The organism is Streptomyces sp. NBC_01426, assembly GCF_036231985.1.
Taxonomy (GTDB): Bacteria; Actinomycetota; Actinomycetes; order Streptomycetales; family Streptomycetaceae; genus Streptomyces.
Genome location: NZ_CP109501.1, coordinates 189000 through 207741, shown reverse-complemented (window position 1 = coordinate 207741; position 18742 = coordinate 189000). Strand labels below are relative to the sequence as shown.

Below are 18742 nucleotides of genomic sequence, written 5' to 3'. Positions count from 1 at the left end.
AGATGACCCGCGAGTAGACGCGGGTTCGCGCAACGGTGGGGGACCTCCATGGACTTCAAGCTCCTCGGGCCGGTCGCAGCCGAGCGTGACGGCCGCCCGATCGCCCTCGACGGCGCCAAGCAGCGCACCGCGCTCGCCGCCCTGCTGCTCGCCCACGGCCGGGTCGTCACCGACGAGCGGCTGACCACGCTCCTCTGGGGCTGGGAGCCGCCCTCCAGCAGTACCCACCAGCTCTACACGTACGTCTCGCGGCTGCGCACCCGCCTGGGCCCGGACCACGGCCTGGAACGCCGCGGCGCCGGCTACCGCATGGACATCTCCTCCTCGGCCCTGGACTGGGACCGCTTCCGCCGCCTCGCCGAGACCGGCCGCGCCGACCTCCTCGCGGGCCGCCACGCCGACGCCGAACGCCGCCTCGCCGAGGCGCTCGCCCTGTGGACGGGCCCCGCCCTCAGCGACGTCACCGAGCACCTCGCCGCCGCCGAGGGGCCACGCATGACCGAGACGCACCTGGCGGCGACCGAACACCACGCCGAGGCCGCCCTCGCCCTGGGCCGTCACGACGAGCTCATCCCGAGCCTCACCCGGCAGGTCATCCGACACCCCGTACGGGAACGCCCGCGCGGCCAACTGATGACCGCGCTCTTCCGCAGCGGACGCCAGTGCGACGCCCTCTCCCTGTACGAGGAGGGCCGCCGCGTCCTGGCGGACGAACTGGGCATCGACCCGGGCCCCGAACTGCGCGCCCTCCACCAGCAGATCCTCACCGCCACCCTCCCCCCGCCCGCCGCCCCCGCCCGCCGGACGACCACCCTCGCCGCGCCCGCGGCCCCGGCGCCCGCGGCCCCGGCCCTTGCGGCACAGGCCCGGCCGGTCCCGGCCCTGCTGCCCGCCGCGCCCGGCGACTTCACGGGCCGGGAGGCGCAGACCCGGGAGGTCCTCGACGCCTTGAGCAGCCACCAGGACGTGGCCGTCACCGGAGCCCCCGGCACCGGCAAGTCCGCCCTCGCCCTCCGAGCCGCCGAACACGTCCGCCCCGCCTTCCCCGACGGCCAGCTCTACGCCGACCTCCGCACCCCCGACGGCACGCCGCGCACCCCCTGGCAGGTCCTCGGCTGGTTCCTGGACGCCCTCGGGACCGCCCCGGCCCAACTCCCCGCAGGCCTCGACGAGCGCGCCCAGCTCTACCGCACCCTCCTCGCGGACCGCCGCGTCCTGATCGTCCTCGACAACGCGGCCGACGACACCCAGGTACGCCCCCTGCTGCCCGGCGGCGGCGCCACCCGCACCCTCGTCACCGGAGTCCGGCCGGACCTCGCCTCCCTCGAAGGCACCCGCCTCGTACGCCTCGGCCCGATGACCCCCACCGAGGCGACCCGCCTCCTGGCCCGGATCGCCGGCTCCGACCGGCTCGCGGGCGACCCCCAGGCGGTCGCCCGCATCGCCGAGTACTGCGATCGCCTGCCGCTCGCCCTGCGCATCGCCGCGGCCCGGCTCGCCGCCCGCTCGGACCGCCCGCCCGCCCACCTCGCCGGCCGCCTCGCCGCCGAGGACCGCCGCCTGGGCGAACTGCGCATCGGCAGCCTCGACGTCACCACCGGGCTGCGGCACGCGCTGGACTCCCTCGACCCGTCCACCGCCACGGCGTTCGCCGCCCTCACGGCCACGGACCTGCCCGTCCTCTCGCCCCCGGACGCCGCCGCCCTTCTCGACCTGCCGCTCCACGAGGCCGAGGACCTCCTGGACCGGCTGGCCGACGCCCGCCTCCTGGAACCCGGTCCCACCGACCGCGATCCCGTCCCGCGCTACCACCTGATGCCGCTGGTACGGCTGTTCGCCCGGACCCGCGTCCTCACGGCCTGAGGTCCCGCCCCCGGCGGCCTGGTGGTCCCCGCCACCGGGCCGCTTCCCCCTGCGCGCTCATCCGCAGCCGCCGGCGTGCCCCTCGTCGAGCCCGTAGGTGGCGATGTACCCGTTGTCCGCGGTGCCCCGCGTGGCCAGTTCGTTCAACGCGTCGACATAGTCCGCGAGGAGTTCGGCCCAGGGTGTCGCACCGTCGCGCAGCAGGATCTCCTGATCCACCGCCGCGCCGCGCTCGATCTCCGTCAGAATTTCCAGGGGGTGCTGGACCCGGGACTTCTCGAACATCGTTCCTCCTCTTGATGTCGGGCCCCGTTCAGGTCCCGCACCAAAAGATTCGACTCACCCCCTGTACGCGTTCTCCGGTCCGTCTGGAGCCCCCGATACAGCCGCGCGATACATTCCGTACAGGGATGGCCGCGACCCTTCTCCCATGGACACGAAAGCGACCACACCCGCCCCCGTCAGGGAAACAGTGATCGCCGGCGGTACCCTCACCGCCTGGATCGCCGCGGCCCGGCTGGCCTCCGCCTGCCAGGGCACGCTCCGCGTCACGGTCCTCGAAACCCCGCACCGCACCGAACCCCAGGTCACCGCCCTCGCGCCGACCGTGCAACGCGACCTCTTCGACCGCCTCGGCATTCCCGAGAACGCCTGGATGCGCGCGAGCGCGGCCTCCTTCAACGCGGCCGTGAAATACGTGAACTGGGGCGTCGGCGAGAATCACTTCTACATTCCCCAGGACGGAAATCCGCCGGACTGCGAGGGATTTCCCCTCTCCGATTTCTGGCTCCTCCGCCGTCGGACCGGACAAACCGTCGAGCCGCCCGACCACGCCTGTTTCCGCGAGCCGCCGCTCATGGACGCCCGCAAATCACCGCGCTGGCTGGACGGCCGCGCGGCCATCGCGTACGGCTGGCACGCGGACAGCACCATGCTGACCCACTTCCTGCGCAGGAACGCGATGGAGACCTGCGGCGTGCGCATGGTGACCGGCGAGATCCTCGGCGCCCACCGCGACGAGAACGGCATGCTGACGGCCCTGCGGACCACCCGGGGAGACCTGACGGCCGACTTCTTCCTGGACTGCACCGGCTCCGACAGCCTGATCCTGGCCGGCATCCTCGGCGAACCCTTCACCGGCGCGGCCGACCGTCTCGTCGCCGACAGCACGTTGTCCCTCACGCTTCCGCACGACAGCGACCTGCACGGCGTCGAGCCCCACACCACCGCCACCGCCGTCGCGCACGGCTGGACCTGGCGCCGCCCCCTGGTCGGCCGCCAGGGCGCCGGGCTCGTCTACGCGAGCGCCCTGACCACCCCCGGCGAGGCCGCCCGGGCCCTGCGCAGGGCCCTGGGCCTGCCCCACGACCGCGCGGAGCCGACTTCTACCGCCCTCCGGGTGGGTCACACCCGGCGCACCTGGGTCAAGAACTGTGTGGCCCTCGGTGGAGCCGCCTGGTTCGCCGACCCGCTGGCCGACGACCAGCGTGTCACGCTGGACCTCCTTGACCGGCTGATCCGGGACTTTCCGTCCCTCGACACCCGCGAAGCCGCCGCGAGCCGCTTCAACCGGGCGGCCGCCGACCACTACCGGGCCGCCCTCGACCTCGCCCGGCTCCGCTTCGCGGGCTCACCCCGCACCGACGCCTCGTTCTGGACCACCCAACGCTCCCTGCCCCTCCCCGCCGAGCTGCACGCCGTCGTGGAAGCCCACCGGGCCGGCCTCTCCGTCACCCCGGACGAGGCTCCCCTGCGCACCCTCCTGACCGCCCTGACCCCCCACACCGCGGCCCCGCCCCCGGCCCTGATCCACCATCCCCACGCCCTGCGGACCGCCGAGGACCACTTCACCCGCATCAAGCGCCACCAGCGCGTCCTCGGGGAAACCCTCCCCGACGCCCACACCTACCTCGCCCGACTGCACGCCCGCGCCCCGCACACCCCGCGCGGCGACAGCACGATCACCGCGATGTGGACCGGCGGCGACCTGCCGTGAACCAACAGGGCTCCGCCGTTCTGCTGCGCGCGCATCACCCTGCGGCTCCTGCCGGAGGAGGCGGTGCGCCAGATGAAGCCCTTGGCCGCTCCCGCGGCGGGGATGGCCCGTCGGCTCAGGAATCAAGCACGGCGGCGATGGCTTCGATCTCTACGAGCTGGCCGTCATAGCCGAGCACGGTGACACCCATCAACGTGCTCGGCACGTCGTGGTCACCGAACGTGTCCCGGACCACCTCCCACGCCGTCACCAGGTCCTCCCGCCGGTGAGAGGCAACGAGAACACGGGTGCTGATGACATCGTGCAGTGACGCGCCCGAGTCCGTCAGAGCGGTCCGCATGTTCTCCACAGCCCTGGCCGCCTGCCCCGCGACGTCCCCGATCGCCGCAGTGGAGCCATCCTCATTCAGAGGACATGCTCCGGCCAGGAAGATCAGCCGCGACTCGGCCGGGGCCGTGGCCGCGTAGGCGTACTCCGCGACATCGGACAGGGAGGCAGAGCGAATCAACGTGACAGCACGCGGCACGGGTTTCCTTTCGCAGCAGTTCCGGGACACGCACGACCTTCTCGAAAGGTCGACTCCGCGTTCGACACATTTTCCCGGCCCGTCGACTCCCGTGATGGGGCCACAGCGCTACCGGTGGTCTTTCCCGGAGATGACGAGGGCGAGCGCGGCGGCCACGGTGTCGTGCAGCGTCTCGGCCACGGGTACGCCGTGGCGGCGGGCGACATGTACGAGGTAGCGGTTCCGTTCGGGGTTGGGGCAGTCGGGCGGGCAGCCGAGGACGGCCCGGCCGGTGGCGACGTCGAGACCGAACTCGACGTTGGTGGTGAACCCGGGAAGCGACACGAGGTCGCGGGGGATCCAGAAGAGGATCGCGTCGGCATGGCGGCGGGCGTCCGTCTCCCAGTCGACCTGGTCGTCGTAGTGTGCGGCGCGGACACCGCCCCGGGACTCGGGGTTCAGGACGGTCAGCGGCTGCCGGCCGGTCCACTGGGCCGTGAGCTCGCCTATCGCGTCGGGCCGCCAGGAGGGAACGGGGCCGTCGGCGCGCGGGGTGGGCCCGGCGAGGAAGACGCTCGGCCCGCCGGCGGGGAGCGGTTCGCGGGCGTAGACGAGGTTCGGGGTCACGGTCATCGGGTTCCTCCGGTGTCCTGCGGGGTCCAGGGCAGTGACAGTCGCTCGTGGGTGGCGCGGGGCACGACGTGGACATGGAGGTGGAAGACGGTCCGCGTGGCCGCCGCCCCCTTCGACGTGATGCTGCTCGCGGTCGGGTACGGGGCCATCGGCTCTGCAGCGCGGCGCATCACGGTTGCGGTCACCCCCGGATCCTCTCCCGCGTCCCGGAGGTGTATGCGAGGCATGACCAGGACATCGTCGAAGTGAACCCCGCCCGAGCGCGGGCGGACTGCAACGGCGTCCTCCCCGGGCCGTTCTCCCCGGCCCGTTCGCCCGGCGCACGGCCGACCGACCGAGGCACACCGTCCGGATGTCGAGAGGCTCACTGCTTCGGGGGGTGGACCGCTGTGCCGCGTCCCCACAGAATGCGTGTGGGGTGTGCACCGTTTGCGCCCTATTCGCCGGTGTGGAGGGGGAGTTGATGTTGCATACCGTGACAACGGTGGCTCTTACGGTGGCGGCGCTGTTGCCGCTGGGGCCCGCCGAAGGTGCCCAGGGCGCGGCCCGGGCCGGCCTGGTGATGTACGAACTGCAGCCGCCGGAGGGTTACTCGTCCACGGTGGCCGAGCTGCTGAGCGAGGCCGGACACGCCGTGGGTTCGGCGCGCGACGCCCGGGGCGAGAAGTACGTTCCCGTCCGGTGGGAGCCCAACGGCACGGCCATCCCACTCAGCGGCCTCGGCGGCGACTGGATGTGGGCGAAGGCCATCAACGACGACGGGATCATCGCCGGCACGGCCAACACGTCCGACGGCAAGCAGCACGCCGTGACGTGGGACGCCTCCGGCGCGGCGAAGCGCCTTCAGGAGCCCGAGGGCTACCCGCAGAGCGTCGTCGAGGACATCAACAACCAGCGCGTGTCGGTCGGCACGGCGTCCCTCTACAGCACCACCTGGGCCGTGCGCTGGGACCGAGACGGCAGGCCGACGTTCCTGGAACAGCCGCCGAACTCCGTCGGAAGTCTCGCGACCCGTGTCAACGACAGCGGCGAGATCATCGGTTCCGCCCGCTTCCTCGGCGCCGGCAACACGTCGGCGGTGCGCTGGGACGCGAGCGGCAAGGTCATGTACCTGGGCAGCAGCACGTTCCCCTCCCTGGCCACGGCAAGGGACATCAACAACCGCGGAACGGTCGCCGGCGACACCTACGATTCGGTCGCAGGCGGATACCGGGCAGCGCGGGCGTTGCGCTGCTGCGTCTTGCGCGTCATGCCGGGAGCGTCCGACGGCAGCGTTGCCTACGAGGTGAACAACCGCGACGTGTTCCTCGGCGCCACCAAGATCGGCGACCGCATCGAGACCGTGCGGTGGGACAACAACGGCGGCACGGTCGTGATGAAACCCGTCCCCGGTACTTCCCGGCGCAATGTGCACGCGCTCAACGACGCGGGCCTGGCCGTCGGCACCTCCGACCAGCGCGCCGCCATCTGGGACGTCAACGGGAACGCCACCCTCCTCCCCGATGAGAAGCCCGGCCGGGTGCTGAAGAACTCCATGGCGCAGACGATCAACAACGCCGGCCAGATCCTCGGCAGCGCCGAATACTGGGACGTCCCCACGCGCGCGGTCATCTGGCGTTAGGCCGTCTCTTTCGGATCTTGCCGGCAAGATCCGAAAGAGACGACCAAGACCGGCGGACCGCCACCGTGCTGCCGAGGCGTCAACGGGCGGCCGGAGCGCGTGCGTCCCCGGAAGCTCACTCTTCGGCGATCCACCGGGCGAGGGAGACCAACGTGGCTTCGACGCTGGTCGTCATGTAGTCGCGGAGTGCGTCGAGGTCGCCGCGGGTGGTGCCCAGCACCGGGTCGAGGCGCAGGAGCTGCCAGGACTGCTCGACGACGGTTCCGCGCCCCTGGGGGTCGAAGGTCCAGCTCCACCGCACGATGCCGTCCTCGGCGCCGCCGACCACGAAGGCGAAGGCGCTGCCGGGGTCGGCTCGTACGACCTGGGAGCGGGTGGTCCATTCCCTGCCGTCCTTGCGATTGCGGCCGCTGAACCAGGCGCCGGCCCGAGGACCGGCGCCTTGGTCGAACGTGACGTCGGTCGCGTTGGGGCTCCAGCGGCCGATCGCGGACACGTCACTGACCAGGTCGTAGACCCGGGCGGGCGCGGCATCGACCCATGCGCGTCTGGTGAAGGCGTAGGCCGATGCGTTCAGGGTCTCGAAGAGGTCGTGTTCGCTGGTGGTGGCGCTCAAGGCGTCCTCCTGGGTGCGTGCACTGGGTGCGTATGGGACGGGGTGCCGGGTCGGCGACACCCACGTCATCACCGGTCGTGCCGGGGAGCCAGACCCACCGGTGCCTATCCACAGCTGGGGCAGGCTGCGCGTTTCGAGTCGGCCCATACTCGGATCCATGACCGGAAAATCGCAGCTCGGGGACTTCCTGCAGGCGCGGCGCTCCCAGCTGCGCCCCGAGGACGTCGGGGTGCCCACCTATGGGGAGCGCCGACGTGTACCGGGTCTCCGGCGCGAGGAGTTGGCACTGCTGGCGGGGGTCAGCGCCTCCTACTACACCCGCCTGGAACAGGGGCAGTCGCTGAGCGCGTCGTCCGAGGTATTGGACGCGATCGCCGGGGCTCTGCGGCTGGACGATTCCGAGCGGCGGTACCTGCACGACCTGGTCCGGGCGGACAAGCGTCGCACGCAGGGCCGGCGGCCCGCGCCGGAGCGAGTGACGGAGGCGACGGCCCAGTTGCTGGACGTGCTGGCCGACGTCCCCGCGATCGTACTCGGCCTGCGCAGTGACGTACTGGCGTGGAACCGCCTGGGTCACGCGCTGTTCGCCGGGCACCTGGACCGCGGCGCCCCGGACCTGCCGGGGCAGCGCCCCAACATGGCCAGACTGGTGTTCCTCGACTGTCACACCCGCGACCTGTACGCGGACTGGCCGAGCAAGGCCAGGGCGGTGGTGGGGAACCTGCGCGTGGTGGCGGCCCAGCATCCGCAGGACACCGCGTTGCATGCGCTGCTGGGTGAACTGAGCGCCAAGAGTGCGGAGTTCTCCTCGATGTGGGCCGATCATCGGGTCAGGGAGTGCACCGTCGCCACCTACGAGATGCGGCACCCGTTGATCGGCCCGCTGACCGTCGTCCAGCAAACCATGAGCCACGGGTCGGGCCCCCACACGGTGGTCGCCACCACGGAGGCGGGCTCCCCCTCGCGGGCCGCGGTGGCCCTGCTCGCCCAGACCATCACCCAGGACACCGTCGCGGCCGACCCGGTGCGGAGGGGGCCCCGGGCCGGCACTGCCTGACCTCGCACCACACGTTCCGGGGCCGCATGCCCCCGAGCCGACCCCCATCCACCCGTCCCACCCCGCCCGTGCGTCGGCGAATCGCTGCCGCATGCCCGAAACCAGTGAAGGAACCATGTTCAAGAAACTCTCCCGGTCCGCCGTGTCGACGGCCGTCCTTGTCGCGGCAGCCGCCGTGGCGCTCGCTCCGACGCCGGCATCGGCGGCTCCTGCATCGGCGTCGGCATCGGCTCCGGTGTCGGCGTCGGCGTCGGCCGCGCCCGCCCCCCTGAGCCGCGCCCGGATCGCCGCGCATTTCGACCTGTCCAAGGGACAGACGCCGGAGAACCTCGCCCTGGCACCGGGCGGCGCCGCGTACGTCACCTTCGCCAAGGCCCGCCAGATAGCAGAGATCGCCCCCGACGGCACCACCCGGATCCTCGCCACCCTGCCCAAGCCCGCCGACGGCGGTATCCACACCCCGGCCCTGGGCTTCCCGCTGACCGTCGGAATCGTCCGAGCCCACGACGGCACCCTGTACTTCCTGTACGCCACCGGCACCCCCGACCTGACCGGCGTGTGGCGGCTTCGCCCCGGCGGCCAACCGCAGCGGATCGCCGCCCTGCCCGCGGGCGGCCTGCCCAACGGCCTGGCCCTGGACCCGCGCACCTGCACCCTGTACGTCACGGACTCCGTGCTCGGCACCATCTGGCGCGTGCCCACCACGGGCGGCACTCCCACCGCCTGGTCCACCGCACCCGAACTGGCCCCCGCCGGCTTCCTCGGCGCCAACGGCCTGAAGATCCACAACGGTGCGGTCTGGGCCACCAACCTCGACAAGGGCACCGTGCTGCGCATCCCCGTCCTCCCGGACGGTCGCGCCGGCCGCGTCCGGACCAAGGCCACCGGCCTGCCGGGGATCGACGACTTCGCCTTCACCGGCCGCGGCGATCAGCTGCTGGCCACCCTCAACGGCCCCGGCCAGGTCGTGCTCGTCCAGCCCGACGGCAGCCACTCCATCGTGCTGAGCCAGGCCGACGGCCTGCAGAACCCCACGGCCATCGCCCTGCGCGGGACATCCGTCTACGTGACGAGCGCCGCCTACGTCACTGCCCAGGACCCCAACCTGCTCCGCGCCCACCTGAACCGCTGAGCGCCACGGGCACCGACCCGGCGAGGAGATGTACCGGCGGCTCGTCCCCGAACGACCGCGTACCCGTCGACGGGCCGCCCCGTCATGCCACCCCCGCTCACTCGAAGGCCGGCGAGCACTCCGAGCCCGCGCACCCGAAGGCCGGCGCACTCGCCCCCCGCGTACCCCCAGCCCGCCCACCGAACGGAGAAGCACCATGCAGGACACCCACGAGATCACCCTGGGCGATGTCACCATCACCCGGATCGAGGAGATGCACGGGCCGATCATGCCCACGGACCAGTTCTTCCCCGACCTGCCCGAGCAGGCATGGAAGGACCAGCGCGCCGTGCTCGTGCCCGACCACCTGGGCGCCGACGACGCCATGGTCCATGTGGCGATGCAGACCTGGCTGCTGCGCAGCGAGGGCCGCACCATCCTGATCGACACCGGCGTCGGCAACGACAAGGCCCGCCCGGCCGCCGCCGCGTGGGACCACCTGCGGCTGGACTACCTCGGCAACCTCGCACGCGCCGGGGTGCGGCCCGAGGACGTCGACCTGGTGATCAACACCCACCTGCACGTCGACCACGTCGGCTGGAACACCCGTCTGATCGACGGCGACTGGGTACCCACCTTCCCGAACGCCACCTACCTGATGCCCAAGGCCGACTTCGAGTTCTGGAACCCGGCGAACAACCCGGACATCACCGGCGGCGTCAACGAGAACGTCTTCGAGGACAGCGTCGCCCCCGTGCACGCCGCGGGCCAGGTAAGGCTGTGGGAGGAAGGCCACACCATCGACGGCAGCCTGCGTCTGGAAGCAGCTCCCGGCCACACGCCCGGATCCAGCGTCGTCACACTGACCTCCGGCAGCGACCGGGCCCTGTTCGTGGGCGACCTGATGCACACCCCCTTGCAGGTCACGCATCCCGACCACAACAGCTGCTTCTGCCAGGACCCGGCACAGTCCCGCAGCACCCGCCGCAGGCTCCTCGGCCGGGCCGCTGACACGGGCGCCCTCGTCCTGCCCGCCCACTTCAGCGGCCACAGTGCCCTGGAGGTCGAGCACCAGGGCAGCGGGTTCACGATCAAGAAGTGGGCGCCGATCACCCGGTACTGACCCCGATTCCAGCTCGCCGCCGCTGCGGCCACCCCGGAGCGGCGGCACCCACATGAGCAGCCGACAGCCGACGGCCGGCAACCAGGAACCGGCAACCAGCAACCAGGAGAACAGAGATGACACCCGCCGATCCCACCACCGTCACCACCACCTCAGGCCCTGTCCGCGGTCGCCGCCACGAACACGGGACCGTCTTCTTCGACGTGCCCTACGCCGCACCGCCCGTCGGCCGCGAACGGTTCGCCGCGCCGACCCCGCACCAACGGTGGACAGGGATCCGTGACACCACGCGGCCGGGACCGACCGCGCCCCAGCCCGCCCGGGACTCCTTCGGCACCCTCGACATGTCGCCCTACTTCGGCCCGGGTTGGCAGCGCGGCGACGACTACCTCACCGTCAACATCTGGGCCCCGCAGCCGGAGGGGACGCCCCGACCGGTGATGGTGTTCGTACACGGCGGAGGGTTCGTCGCGGGTTCCCACCGCGCACCGCTCTACGACGGCACGGCCTTCGCCCGCGACGGCGTCGTGCTGATCACCGTGAACTACCGCCTGGGCATCCCCGGCTTCCTGCACCTGCCCGACGCCCCGGACAACCGCGGCATGCTCGACGTCCAGGCCGCCCTGCACTGGACCAGGGAGAACGCCGCCGGCTTCGGCGGCGACCCCGAGAACGTCACGCTCTTCGGCCAGTCCGCCGGAGCCATCATCGTCGGCGGCGTCCTCGCCGACCCGGCCTCGACAGGCCTGTTCCGACGGGCGATCATCCAGAGCGGCAGCGGCACCGGCGCCTTCACCCCCGACCAGGCCGGCATCGTCACCGCGGCCGTCGGACGCGGGCTGGACCTCGAACCCACCGCCAAGGCCCTGGCCGACGTACCCGACGAGCACCTCGTCGCCGTCACGGCCGGCCTGACCGGCCTGGACCTGCGCACCTCCACCCACCACGACCCGCTCGGCGGGATCACCTCCTTCAGCCTGGTCGGCGAGCACCAGCCGGCCGCCGCGGTCGCCGCCGGCCAGGGCAGCGAGATCGACCTGCTCATCGGCGCCAATCGCGACGAGGGCGCCCTCTACCTGGCCCCGCTGGGACTGCTCGCGAGCACCACCGATGCCGATGTCCGTGACACCGCGGCAAAGTTCCACCGGGACCCCGACGAAGCCGTCCGTGCCTACCGGACGCGGCACCCCGCCGCCTCAGCCGCCGACCTGCGCACCGCGATCCTCGGCGACGGGCTGTTCGCGGACGGCACCCGGCGGATGGCCGCCGCCCACGCGAGCGCCGCGACCGGAAGGACGTACTGCTACGCATTCGACTGGCGCTCCGACGCGATCGACGGGCAACTGGGCGCCTGCCATGTCATGGAACTGCCGTTCGTCTTCGACTGCCTGTCCCTGCCATCGCTGCGCGGCCCCCGAGGGCTCCTCGGCAACACCGAACCGCCCGCCCCACTCGCCGCGCGCATGCACCGCTCGTGGATGCGGTTCGCCGAGACCGGCAATCCCGGCTGGCCCGTCCACGAACCGGCCGGGCGCCACATCCAGCACCTTGGCGCCGCCTGACCGCCTGACCGCCTGACCGCCTGACCGCCTGACCGCCTGACCGCCTGACCGCCAACCGAAACGGTGGCCGCGCCGCACCCGGCGTACCGGCGGTCCGTGTACCGGCGGTCCGTCCGGCGGCTCCGATCAGCACCTCCGCTCCGCCTGCGGCACTCCCATCTGCCCGAGGCGGACTACCTGCATCGTCCCTTCAGGCCTATGGCTGCTGCACAAGGTTCCGCGGGTCGGCCGGGCGGGGTACGAAGACCGGGGAGTCCGACTGGTAGAAGAGGTCGATGTCGGCCTCCTCACCGCCGACGATCAGTGTGTCCCAGGCTCCGCTCTCCCGCAGGGTGCGGAGGGTGGCCGGGGAGATGGACGCGAGGTGGGAGCGGAGTTCTTCGTCGGTGGGCAGGCCCGGCAGCCGCGGCCTCAGCCGGTCGCGGATCCCCGCCATCCGGTCCAGCAGCGCCTCCAGGTCGCTCCCGTCCGCGGTGCGGGAACCGGCCCCCGCGCCCGCCCCGGCCTCCGCGCTGCGCGCGATGATGTCCCGGATGGCACGGGTGACGCCCTGGTCGTCCGTGGTCACCATGGCGTTCCACGCCCGGCTCTTGTGCCGGTACTGGAGCATCGACATCGCCGCCTCGTGCCGGATGAAGTCGGCGTCCCGCAGCGGCTTCCCCTGCCAGGCACGGCTGAGCGACCGGGCCAATGACGTGGCCGAGGCAAGGCCGCTGTTGAGGCCGCGACCCGGCCAGAAGTGGATGGCGTTGGCCGCGTCGCCCAGCAGGAAGCCGTAGGTGCCGGGGCTGGTCGCGGTGGGCCGGTGCAGCTGTGCGGTGAATCGCGGGCGCTGCACCATGTCCAGCCGGAACGAGGTGATCGCCGACAGGTCGTCCTCGGCCACCCCGAACAGGCTGAGGCCCTGCCGGATCTCCTTCCACAGCGGCGAGCTGCGCAGCAGGGCGGGGAGGAAGAGGGTGCCGTGGGTGGGGCAGCGGAACTCGTTGTCCTCCTCCTGCCGGCTCATCAGGCAGGGGCGGGCGGCGATGCACTCCTCGAAGACGTGGCGGATCGGGTCGATGCCGATGACGCTCTTGGCCTCCTCGCGCGTCAGCCGCATGTTCAGGAAGCCCTCGCCGCGCAGCGAGTTGAGCAGGAAGCGGTTCTGCGACACGGTGAGCAGCACGCTCATCGGGTCCGGCAGCCTCGACTTCACCCGCAGCCCCAGGACGACGTCCTGGAGGTGCTCGCCGTCGAGGGAGTAGATCGAGGCGTCGGCCGCGCCGAAGCGGTCGGCGTAGTGCTCACGCGTGCGGGAGCGGCCACCTTCGCAGACCACCAGGACGTGCTCCTGCGTGAGCCGGTTCTGCTGCTCCGTCACGTCGAAACGCCGGGCAACGAGTCGGATCGCCGCCCTCCGGTTGGCCAGTTCCAGCAGCCGGTCCTCGATGTGGGCGATCCGGATGTTGCGGGGCGGCCGGCCGTCGACCGAGTCGGGGCCGACGGGCCACATCTCCGAGTAGGCGCCGCCGTTGTCGAACAGCGCGGAGAGCACCTCCTCCGACAGGGCGAGGTACTGCCGGCTCTGGACGGTCACCACCTGTTGGCGACGGAAGTTGCCTTGTGTCTCGTCCTTCCAGACGACCGAGGAACCCTTCCTGGTCCAGCGCCCGTCGTAGAGGGTGATGGCGGTCCGCCCGGGCAGCATCTCATCGAGGGCCAGGGCGAAGGCGAGGCCCACCGGGCCACCGCCGGTGATGGTGACCCGCAGCATGCCGGGGTCCGCGGTGCCCGCCCGGGGGACGTCCAGAAGGGAGAGGTCCATGACCGTCTCCAGGGCGTCCTGCGCCTCGTACAGGAACGTTTCATCACCGATGCGGACGCAGTCGTTCGGCCGCAGGACGTGACGGGTGACCCGCTGGTCGTTGACGAACGTGCCGTTGCGGCTCTCCCGGTCGTACAGGACGAACCCGGCGTCCTCCGTGAGGATCTCGGCGTGCAGCCGGGAGGCGTTGGGGCTGACGATCACGATGCTGTTGTCGCTCTTTCGCCCGAAGCTGAGGGGCTCGCTGCCCAGAACCACGCTCTGTCCGGTGAACGGACCCGTGCGCCCGACGATGACCGATGGCACTCCACACCCCTTGAAACGACGCTGCTGATTGTTCGTACGACAGCAACACGTCATCGAGAACGTGTTCGGTTCAATCATTTTCTTGGAATCTTTTGAGTCATGCTGAACCAGGGGCCCGGTCCGTACGTGGTGTGTGCGTCGGCCGGCGACAAGAGGAGAACCGCCCCCATGCACATCGAGGAAACCGAGACCGTGATGGAGACCGCACTCGCGGCCACCACCGCGGCGACCGGGCCGGATACGGCCACCACCGCGTCCACGATCGCGTCCACGACCGAGGTCACGACCGAGGCCACGATCGCGTCCACGACCGGGGCCACCACCCGAGGCACGGCCGCCACCGCTGCCACACCCGCACCGGGTCCGGCGGGTGGGGAGCGGCTGATCGCGGGCCGCTACCGGCTGCTGTCCCGCCTCGGCGAAGGAGGCATGGGCACCGTGTGGCGGGCCCACGACGAGACTCTCCACCGGGAGGTCGCCGTCAAGGAGGTGCGGGCCCCGGCCGGGCTGCGGACCGAGGACGTCGCGCGGATGTACAGCCGGCTGGAACGCGAGGCGTGGGCGGCGGCCCGGATACCCGACCGCAACGTGATCACGGTCCACGACGTGGTCATGGAGGACGATCGGCCCTGGATCGTGATGGAACTGGTCCCAGGCCGGTCACTGGCCGAACTCCTGCGGGACGAGGGGCCGCTCACCCCGCGGCACGCCGCGCGCATCGGCGCCGACGTGTTGAGCGCGCTGCGGTCCGCGCACGCCGTCGGGGTGGAGCACCGCGACGTCAAGCCGGCGAACGTGCTGCTCGCCGAGGACGGACGGGTGGTGCTCAGCGACTTCGGCATCGCCGTGGTCGAGGGCAGCACCGCGCTGACCATGACCGGCGAGCTCGTCGGCTCCCCCGAGTACCTGCCGCCGGAGCGGGCGCTGGGCCGCCCCTCGGGCCCCGAGTCGGACCTGTGGTCGCTCGGCGTCATGCTGTACGCGGCGGTGGAGGGCATCTCCCCGTTCCGGCACGCCACCGCGCTGAGCACCCTGCGGGCCGTCGTGGACGAGGAACCGCCGGTGCCGACCCGCGCCGGCCCTCTCGCCCCGGTCATCGCCGGGTTGCTCCGCAAGGAACCCGCGGAACGCACTCCCGCCGCCGAAGCCGCCATGGCCCTACGGGACATCGCCCACGAGCCCGCCGCCACGACGACCGCCGCCCCCATCCTCCCGACCGCCACGACACCCGTCCCCACGGCGAAAGCCGCCACCCCGGCGACCCCGACCGCCACGAACGAACCGACCGCGCGCACCGCCACGACCGCGCGCACTGCCACCACCGCACGCACCGCCACGACCAAGTCCGACACCACGACCGCGCCCGAGACCACCTTGGAACCCGCGCCCGAGACCACCTTGGAACCCGCGCCCGAGACCACCTCGGAACCCGCGCCCGAGGGGCCCGCCCGAGTCGAAGCCGCCGAGGCGCGTGCGACTTCCGCCCAGCCCCGCAGGCCTCGTACGGCGCTCCTCGTCGCGGCCGGCGTGGCGGCCTGCGCACTGACCGCGGGCGGAGTGGCCTATGCGCTGTCCGGCAACGACGCGGACACCACGACCGGTTCGGGCGTACGGATGTCGGTGGCGGGTGCGAACACGACGTACACCGGCAGCTGCCCGACCCCCGAGGGCCGGGCCCCGGCGTTCACCGCGACCTTCACCGCATCCGAACCGACGCTGATCTCCTACCGTTGGGTGTCCGGTGACGGCTCGGTGGTGGATCCGCACTGGCGCACCCTGTCCATCGGCGACAAGGCCAACCCGACGGGCCACGACACCGTACGCCTGACCACCTACACGAAGGCGGGCACCCTCACCACGGGCATGGCCGTGGAACTTCAGAGCCCCACCCGCACCCTCTCCAACCCGGTGCCCTTCTCGATCACCTGTACCGGCTGATCCCCCAGGAAGCGGAGTCGCGGAGGGGCGGCTGAAGGCGCTGATGACCACGCGTGCGGTTGGTGGCCGGGATGCCTAGGCCGTCTCTTTCGGATCTTGCCGGGGCCGCGGCGCCCGGTACCGCCCCTGACGGCGTTGTCGGGGGCACCCGAGTACGTCCAGTACACGGGCGCCCCTCCGCCTTGCCAGGCACGGCACCGGACACCGCGGCCCTCACCGACAAGATCCGAAAGAGACGGCCTAGTGCTGCGGCTCAGCCACGTCGACCACTTCGGAGCCTTCGCGGAGCGTCCCGGCGCGCGATTGAGGACGGACACGGCAGCGACAACTGGACCCGCATCATCGACAGCATCCGAGGACCGCGCTGACAGACCGCGCGACCGATGAAGTCCGGCTTGAGCCCTGCGCCTTGACGAGGTGCGGACTCTCGCACACGGGCCCCGGCTCGTCGGCGGGCCACCTTCCCAGAGGTGCCCGCCGGCCCAGCGCCGTTGCGTCACTCACCACAGGATCCGCCACCGCCACCGCCACCGCAGGACGAACCGCCACCGCAGGAGTGACCGCCGCCCCCCGACCTGCCTCCCCGACCCCCTCCTCGCCAGGGGCCGCCTCGGTCGTTTCCCCGCAGCGCGGCGATGGCCAGCACGATGATGACGATCCCCAGGCTCACCAGATATTCCATGTGCCCACCCCTGTCGGTTCGCAACTGTCCGAAGGAGATGTTCCGCAGGGCTAGCCCGGTAAGCACGTCTTGAGGAACTCCAGAGCTACGGCGGTCGCGGACCGTCGGCGGGTCCGGTGCGGGTGGGAGGGCTTCAGTCCCGCACCGGCGTCTTCGCTCTGGAAGGCCGCGTGGTCCACGAGGCTTTCCCCTGTCCGGAAGGGTGCGGTGGCCGGCAGGAGGCCGGGGGCCGCCAGTCCGAACCTGCTCCTGCGGCCCTCATCTGCTCTTGGTGTGCCCGGGCCGTGGCCATCAGCGCGTCCAGAGTGTCCCTGGTCCGCAGGAGTTCGGCGATGTGCGCGGAGAGCCGCTCGCGCTCCAGTGCCATCCGCTCCAGCGCGGCGTCGGAGTGCTCTTCACTGGGCGCATCGATGCAGGGCATCAGCTCGGTGATGGTGCGACTGGACAGGCCTGCGGTGTACATCCGCTGGATGAAGGCGATCCGCTCGACCTCGGCCTCCGTGTAGTGCCGCTGCCCGCCGGCACTGCGCGTACTGGTGAGCAGCCCCTGCTCCTCGTAGTAGCGCACGGACCGGACGCTGACTCCGGCGCGTGATGCGAGCTCCCCGATCCGCATATGACCCTCCCGGCGAAGAAATGTGTCGTAGACCCTTGCCTCTGACATCGATGTGAGGTTTTAGCGTAGCTGTTGTACCCGAACCGCGGGCACAACAGCTGCGAAGGAGTACAGACATGACGAGTCTGTTCACCAGTTATCGACTCGGCGGCCTCACGCTGCCCAACCGGATGGTCATGGCCCCGATGACCCGCGGCCGCGCCGCGGCCGGCGGCCTGGCGACCCCTTCCATGGCGACCTACTACGCCCAGCGGGCCACGGCCGGCCTGATCGTGAGCGAAGGGGTGCAGCCGAGCCTGATCGGGCAGTCCAACCCGGGCACACCGGGACTGCACACCGACGAACAGGTCGAGGCATGGCGCCCCGTGACCGACGCCGTGCACGCCAACGGAGGACGCATCTTCGCCCAGCTCATGCACGGAGGCCGCGTCTCGCACCCCGACACCACCGGCCTCCAGCCGGTCGGGCCGTCCGCGGTCCCCGCCGTCGGCGACGTGTTCACCCCCACCGGGCCGCAGCCCGCCCCGATGCCGCGAGCGTTGGAGACCACCGAAGTGCCCGAACACGCCCGGTCCTACGCCCGGGCCGCCCGCCGCGCCGTGGAGGCGGGCTTCGACGGAGTGGAACTGCACGGTGCCAACGGCTATCTGATCTCACAGTTCCTGTCATCCAACGCCAACCTGCGCACGGACCGGTACGGAGGCACGATCGCCCACCGCATCAGGTTCGCCGTCGAGGCCGTCGCCGCCACCGTCGAGACCGTCGGCGCGGAGAGGACCGGCCTGCGGCTCTCACCGGGCGGGACCTTCTGGGGGGTGGAGGAGAGCGAAGTCCGTGACCTCTACACCGCACTGCTCACCGAACTGGACCCCCTTGGGCTCGCCTACGTACACCTCGAAGCCACCAGTGACGAAGCCACGCTCGTCGCCCTGCGCCGTGCGTGGCAGGGGACGCTCGTGATGAACCCGGTGTTTCCGATGGGCGCCAAGCAGACCGGCAGGGAGGACGCCGACCACTGGCTCGGCCTGGGCGCCGACCTCATCAGCTTCGGCCGAGCCTTCCTCGCCAACCCCGACCTGGTCGAACGACTGCGCGGCGGGCTCCCCCTCGCCCCCGTCGACGAGGCCACGTACTTCCAAGGCGGTGACACGGGCTACCTGACTTACCCGGCCCACCAGTACGCGGCGTAAGCCCGAGCTGCTGCGGACGAGCAGGTCCACAGACGGTGAACAGCACGGGCGCCGTCCACGCGGCAGACGCGCGCCCCGAAAGGCGAGCGCCCCTCCGGTGGGAGGGGCGCTCGGAT

15 protein-coding genes and 1 pseudogene are annotated in these 18742 nt (G+C 71.7%); 9 read left to right on the top strand and 7 right to left on the bottom strand.

Annotated features, from left to right (window positions below; translation table 11 throughout):
• Positions 1-48 precede the first annotated feature (48 nt).
• The gene (locus tag OG906_RS35495; RefSeq protein WP_329448392.1) at positions 49-1863 is read left to right on the top strand and encodes an AfsR/SARP family transcriptional regulator; all 1815 of its coding nucleotides are present in this window, start codon (positions 49-51) and stop codon (positions 1861-1863) included.
• A 57-nt stretch (positions 1864-1920) separates the two neighbouring features.
• Here the strand turns inward: OG906_RS35495 and OG906_RS35490 are convergent, their stop codons facing one another.
• Positions 1921-2148, bottom strand: coding sequence for a DUF6269 family protein (locus OG906_RS35490; protein WP_267803925.1), 228 nt, complete (start codon positions 2146-2148; stop codon positions 1921-1923).
• A 145-nt stretch (positions 2149-2293) separates the two neighbouring features.
• Here OG906_RS35490 and OG906_RS35485 point away from each other — a divergent pair, with 145 nt between their 5' ends.
• Complete coding sequence (locus OG906_RS35485) at positions 2294-3859, top strand: tryptophan 7-halogenase (protein ID WP_329448391.1); 1566 nt, start codon at positions 2294-2296, stop codon at positions 3857-3859.
• 115 nt (positions 3860-3974) lie between these two features.
• Here OG906_RS35485 and OG906_RS35480 read toward each other — a convergent pair whose 3' ends face one another.
• From OG906_RS35480 to OG906_RS35470, 3 genes are all read right to left on the bottom strand, one after another.
• Positions 3975-4385 (bottom strand): RidA family protein, encoded by a 411-nt coding sequence (locus OG906_RS35480; RefSeq protein WP_329448390.1) that lies wholly within the window; start codon positions 4383-4385, stop codon positions 3975-3977.
• 108 nt (positions 4386-4493) lie between these two features.
• The gene (locus OG906_RS35475) at positions 4494-4997 is read right to left on the bottom strand and encodes a nucleoside 2-deoxyribosyltransferase domain-containing protein (RefSeq protein WP_329448389.1); all 504 of its coding nucleotides are present in this window, start codon (positions 4995-4997) and stop codon (positions 4494-4496) included.
• On the bottom strand, positions 4994-5182 hold the full coding sequence (locus OG906_RS35470; RefSeq protein WP_329448388.1) for an HIT domain-containing protein: 189 nt from the start codon (positions 5180-5182) through the stop codon (positions 4994-4996). The genes OG906_RS35475 and OG906_RS35470 overlap by 4 nt, the downstream gene beginning before the upstream one ends.
• A 299-nt stretch (positions 5183-5481) precedes the next feature.
• Between OG906_RS35470 and OG906_RS35465 the strand changes: the two genes are divergently transcribed.
• Positions 5482-6618, top strand: a complete 1137-nt coding sequence (locus OG906_RS35465; RefSeq protein WP_329448387.1) for a hypothetical protein — start codon at positions 5482-5484, stop codon at positions 6616-6618.
• Between the two features lie 115 nt (positions 6619-6733).
• Here the strand turns inward: OG906_RS35465 and OG906_RS35460 are convergent, their stop codons facing one another.
• A complete protein-coding gene (locus OG906_RS35460; RefSeq protein ID WP_329448386.1) occupies positions 6734-7234 on the bottom strand; it encodes an SRPBCC family protein in 501 nt (166 codons plus the stop codon).
• A 157-nt stretch (positions 7235-7391) separates the two neighbouring features.
• On the opposite strand from OG906_RS35460, the gene OG906_RS35455 reads away from it, so the two are divergent.
• The 4 genes from OG906_RS35455 to OG906_RS35440 all read left to right on the top strand — a co-directional run bounded on the left by OG906_RS35455 (position 7392) and on the right by OG906_RS35440 (position 12087).
• Positions 7392-8291: a helix-turn-helix domain-containing protein gene (locus OG906_RS35455; RefSeq protein WP_329448385.1), complete on the top strand. Its 900-nt coding sequence runs from the start codon at positions 7392-7394 to the stop codon at positions 8289-8291.
• Positions 8292-8406: 115 nt separating this feature from the next.
• The gene (locus OG906_RS35450; RefSeq protein ID WP_329448384.1) at positions 8407-9423 is read left to right on the top strand and encodes a hypothetical protein; all 1017 of its coding nucleotides are present in this window, start codon (positions 8407-8409) and stop codon (positions 9421-9423) included.
• Between the two features lie 196 nt (positions 9424-9619).
• Positions 9620-10525 carry an MBL fold metallo-hydrolase gene (locus tag OG906_RS35445; protein WP_329448383.1) on the top strand — a complete coding sequence of 302 codons (906 nt, stop codon included), beginning with the start codon at positions 9620-9622 and terminating at the stop codon, positions 10523-10525.
• Between the two features lie 116 nt (positions 10526-10641).
• Positions 10642-12087 (top strand): carboxylesterase/lipase family protein, encoded by a 1446-nt coding sequence (locus tag OG906_RS35440; RefSeq protein WP_329448382.1) that lies wholly within the window; start codon positions 10642-10644, stop codon positions 12085-12087.
• 196 nt (positions 12088-12283) lie between these two features.
• Here the strand turns inward: OG906_RS35440 and OG906_RS35435 are convergent, their stop codons facing one another.
• Entirely contained in the window at positions 12284-14200 is a 1917-nt protein-coding gene (locus OG906_RS35435) for an FHA domain-containing protein (RefSeq protein ID WP_329448381.1), read from the bottom strand.
• Between the two features lie 429 nt (positions 14201-14629).
• Between OG906_RS35435 and OG906_RS35430 the strand changes: the two genes are divergently transcribed.
• Entirely contained in the window at positions 14630-16138 is a 1509-nt protein-coding gene (locus tag OG906_RS35430) for a serine/threonine-protein kinase (protein ID WP_443067497.1), read from the top strand.
• A gap of 932 nt (positions 16139-17070) precedes the next feature.
• On the opposite strand, the pseudogene OG906_RS35420 reads toward OG906_RS35430, so the two are convergent.
• Positions 17071-17436 (bottom strand): annotated as a pseudogene (locus OG906_RS35420) (MerR family transcriptional regulator); the annotation flags it as partial.
• 116 nt (positions 17437-17552) lie between these two features.
• Here OG906_RS35420 and OG906_RS35415 point away from each other — a divergent pair.
• On the top strand, positions 17553-18626 hold the full coding sequence (locus tag OG906_RS35415; RefSeq protein ID WP_329448379.1) for an alkene reductase: 1074 nt from the start codon (positions 17553-17555) through the stop codon (positions 18624-18626).
• Positions 18627-18742: the final 116 nt, after the last annotated feature.

Coding starts and splice junctions, on each gene's coding strand:
- OG906_RS35490 (WP_267803925.1), bottom strand. CDS start 2,148: ATGTTCGAGAAGTCCCGGGTCCAGCACCCCCTGGAAATTCTGACGGAG.
- OG906_RS35430 (WP_443067497.1), top strand. CDS start 14,630: ATGGGCACCGTGTGGCGGGCCCACGACGAGACTCTCCACCGGGAGGTC.
- OG906_RS35450 (WP_329448384.1), top strand. CDS start 8,407: ATGTTCAAGAAACTCTCCCGGTCCGCCGTGTCGACGGCCGTCCTTGTC.
- OG906_RS35415 (WP_329448379.1), top strand. CDS start 17,553: ATGACGAGTCTGTTCACCAGTTATCGACTCGGCGGCCTCACGCTGCCC.
- OG906_RS35495 (WP_329448392.1), top strand. CDS start 49: ATGGACTTCAAGCTCCTCGGGCCGGTCGCAGCCGAGCGTGACGGCCGC.
- OG906_RS35475 (WP_329448389.1), bottom strand. CDS start 4,997: ATGACCGTGACCCCGAACCTCGTCTACGCCCGCGAACCGCTCCCCGCC.
- OG906_RS35445 (WP_329448383.1), top strand. CDS start 9,620: ATGCAGGACACCCACGAGATCACCCTGGGCGATGTCACCATCACCCGG.
- OG906_RS35455 (WP_329448385.1), top strand. CDS start 7,392: ATGACCGGAAAATCGCAGCTCGGGGACTTCCTGCAGGCGCGGCGCTCC.
- OG906_RS35440 (WP_329448382.1), top strand. CDS start 10,642: ATGACACCCGCCGATCCCACCACCGTCACCACCACCTCAGGCCCTGTC.
- OG906_RS35485 (WP_329448391.1), top strand. CDS start 2,294: ATGGACACGAAAGCGACCACACCCGCCCCCGTCAGGGAAACAGTGATC.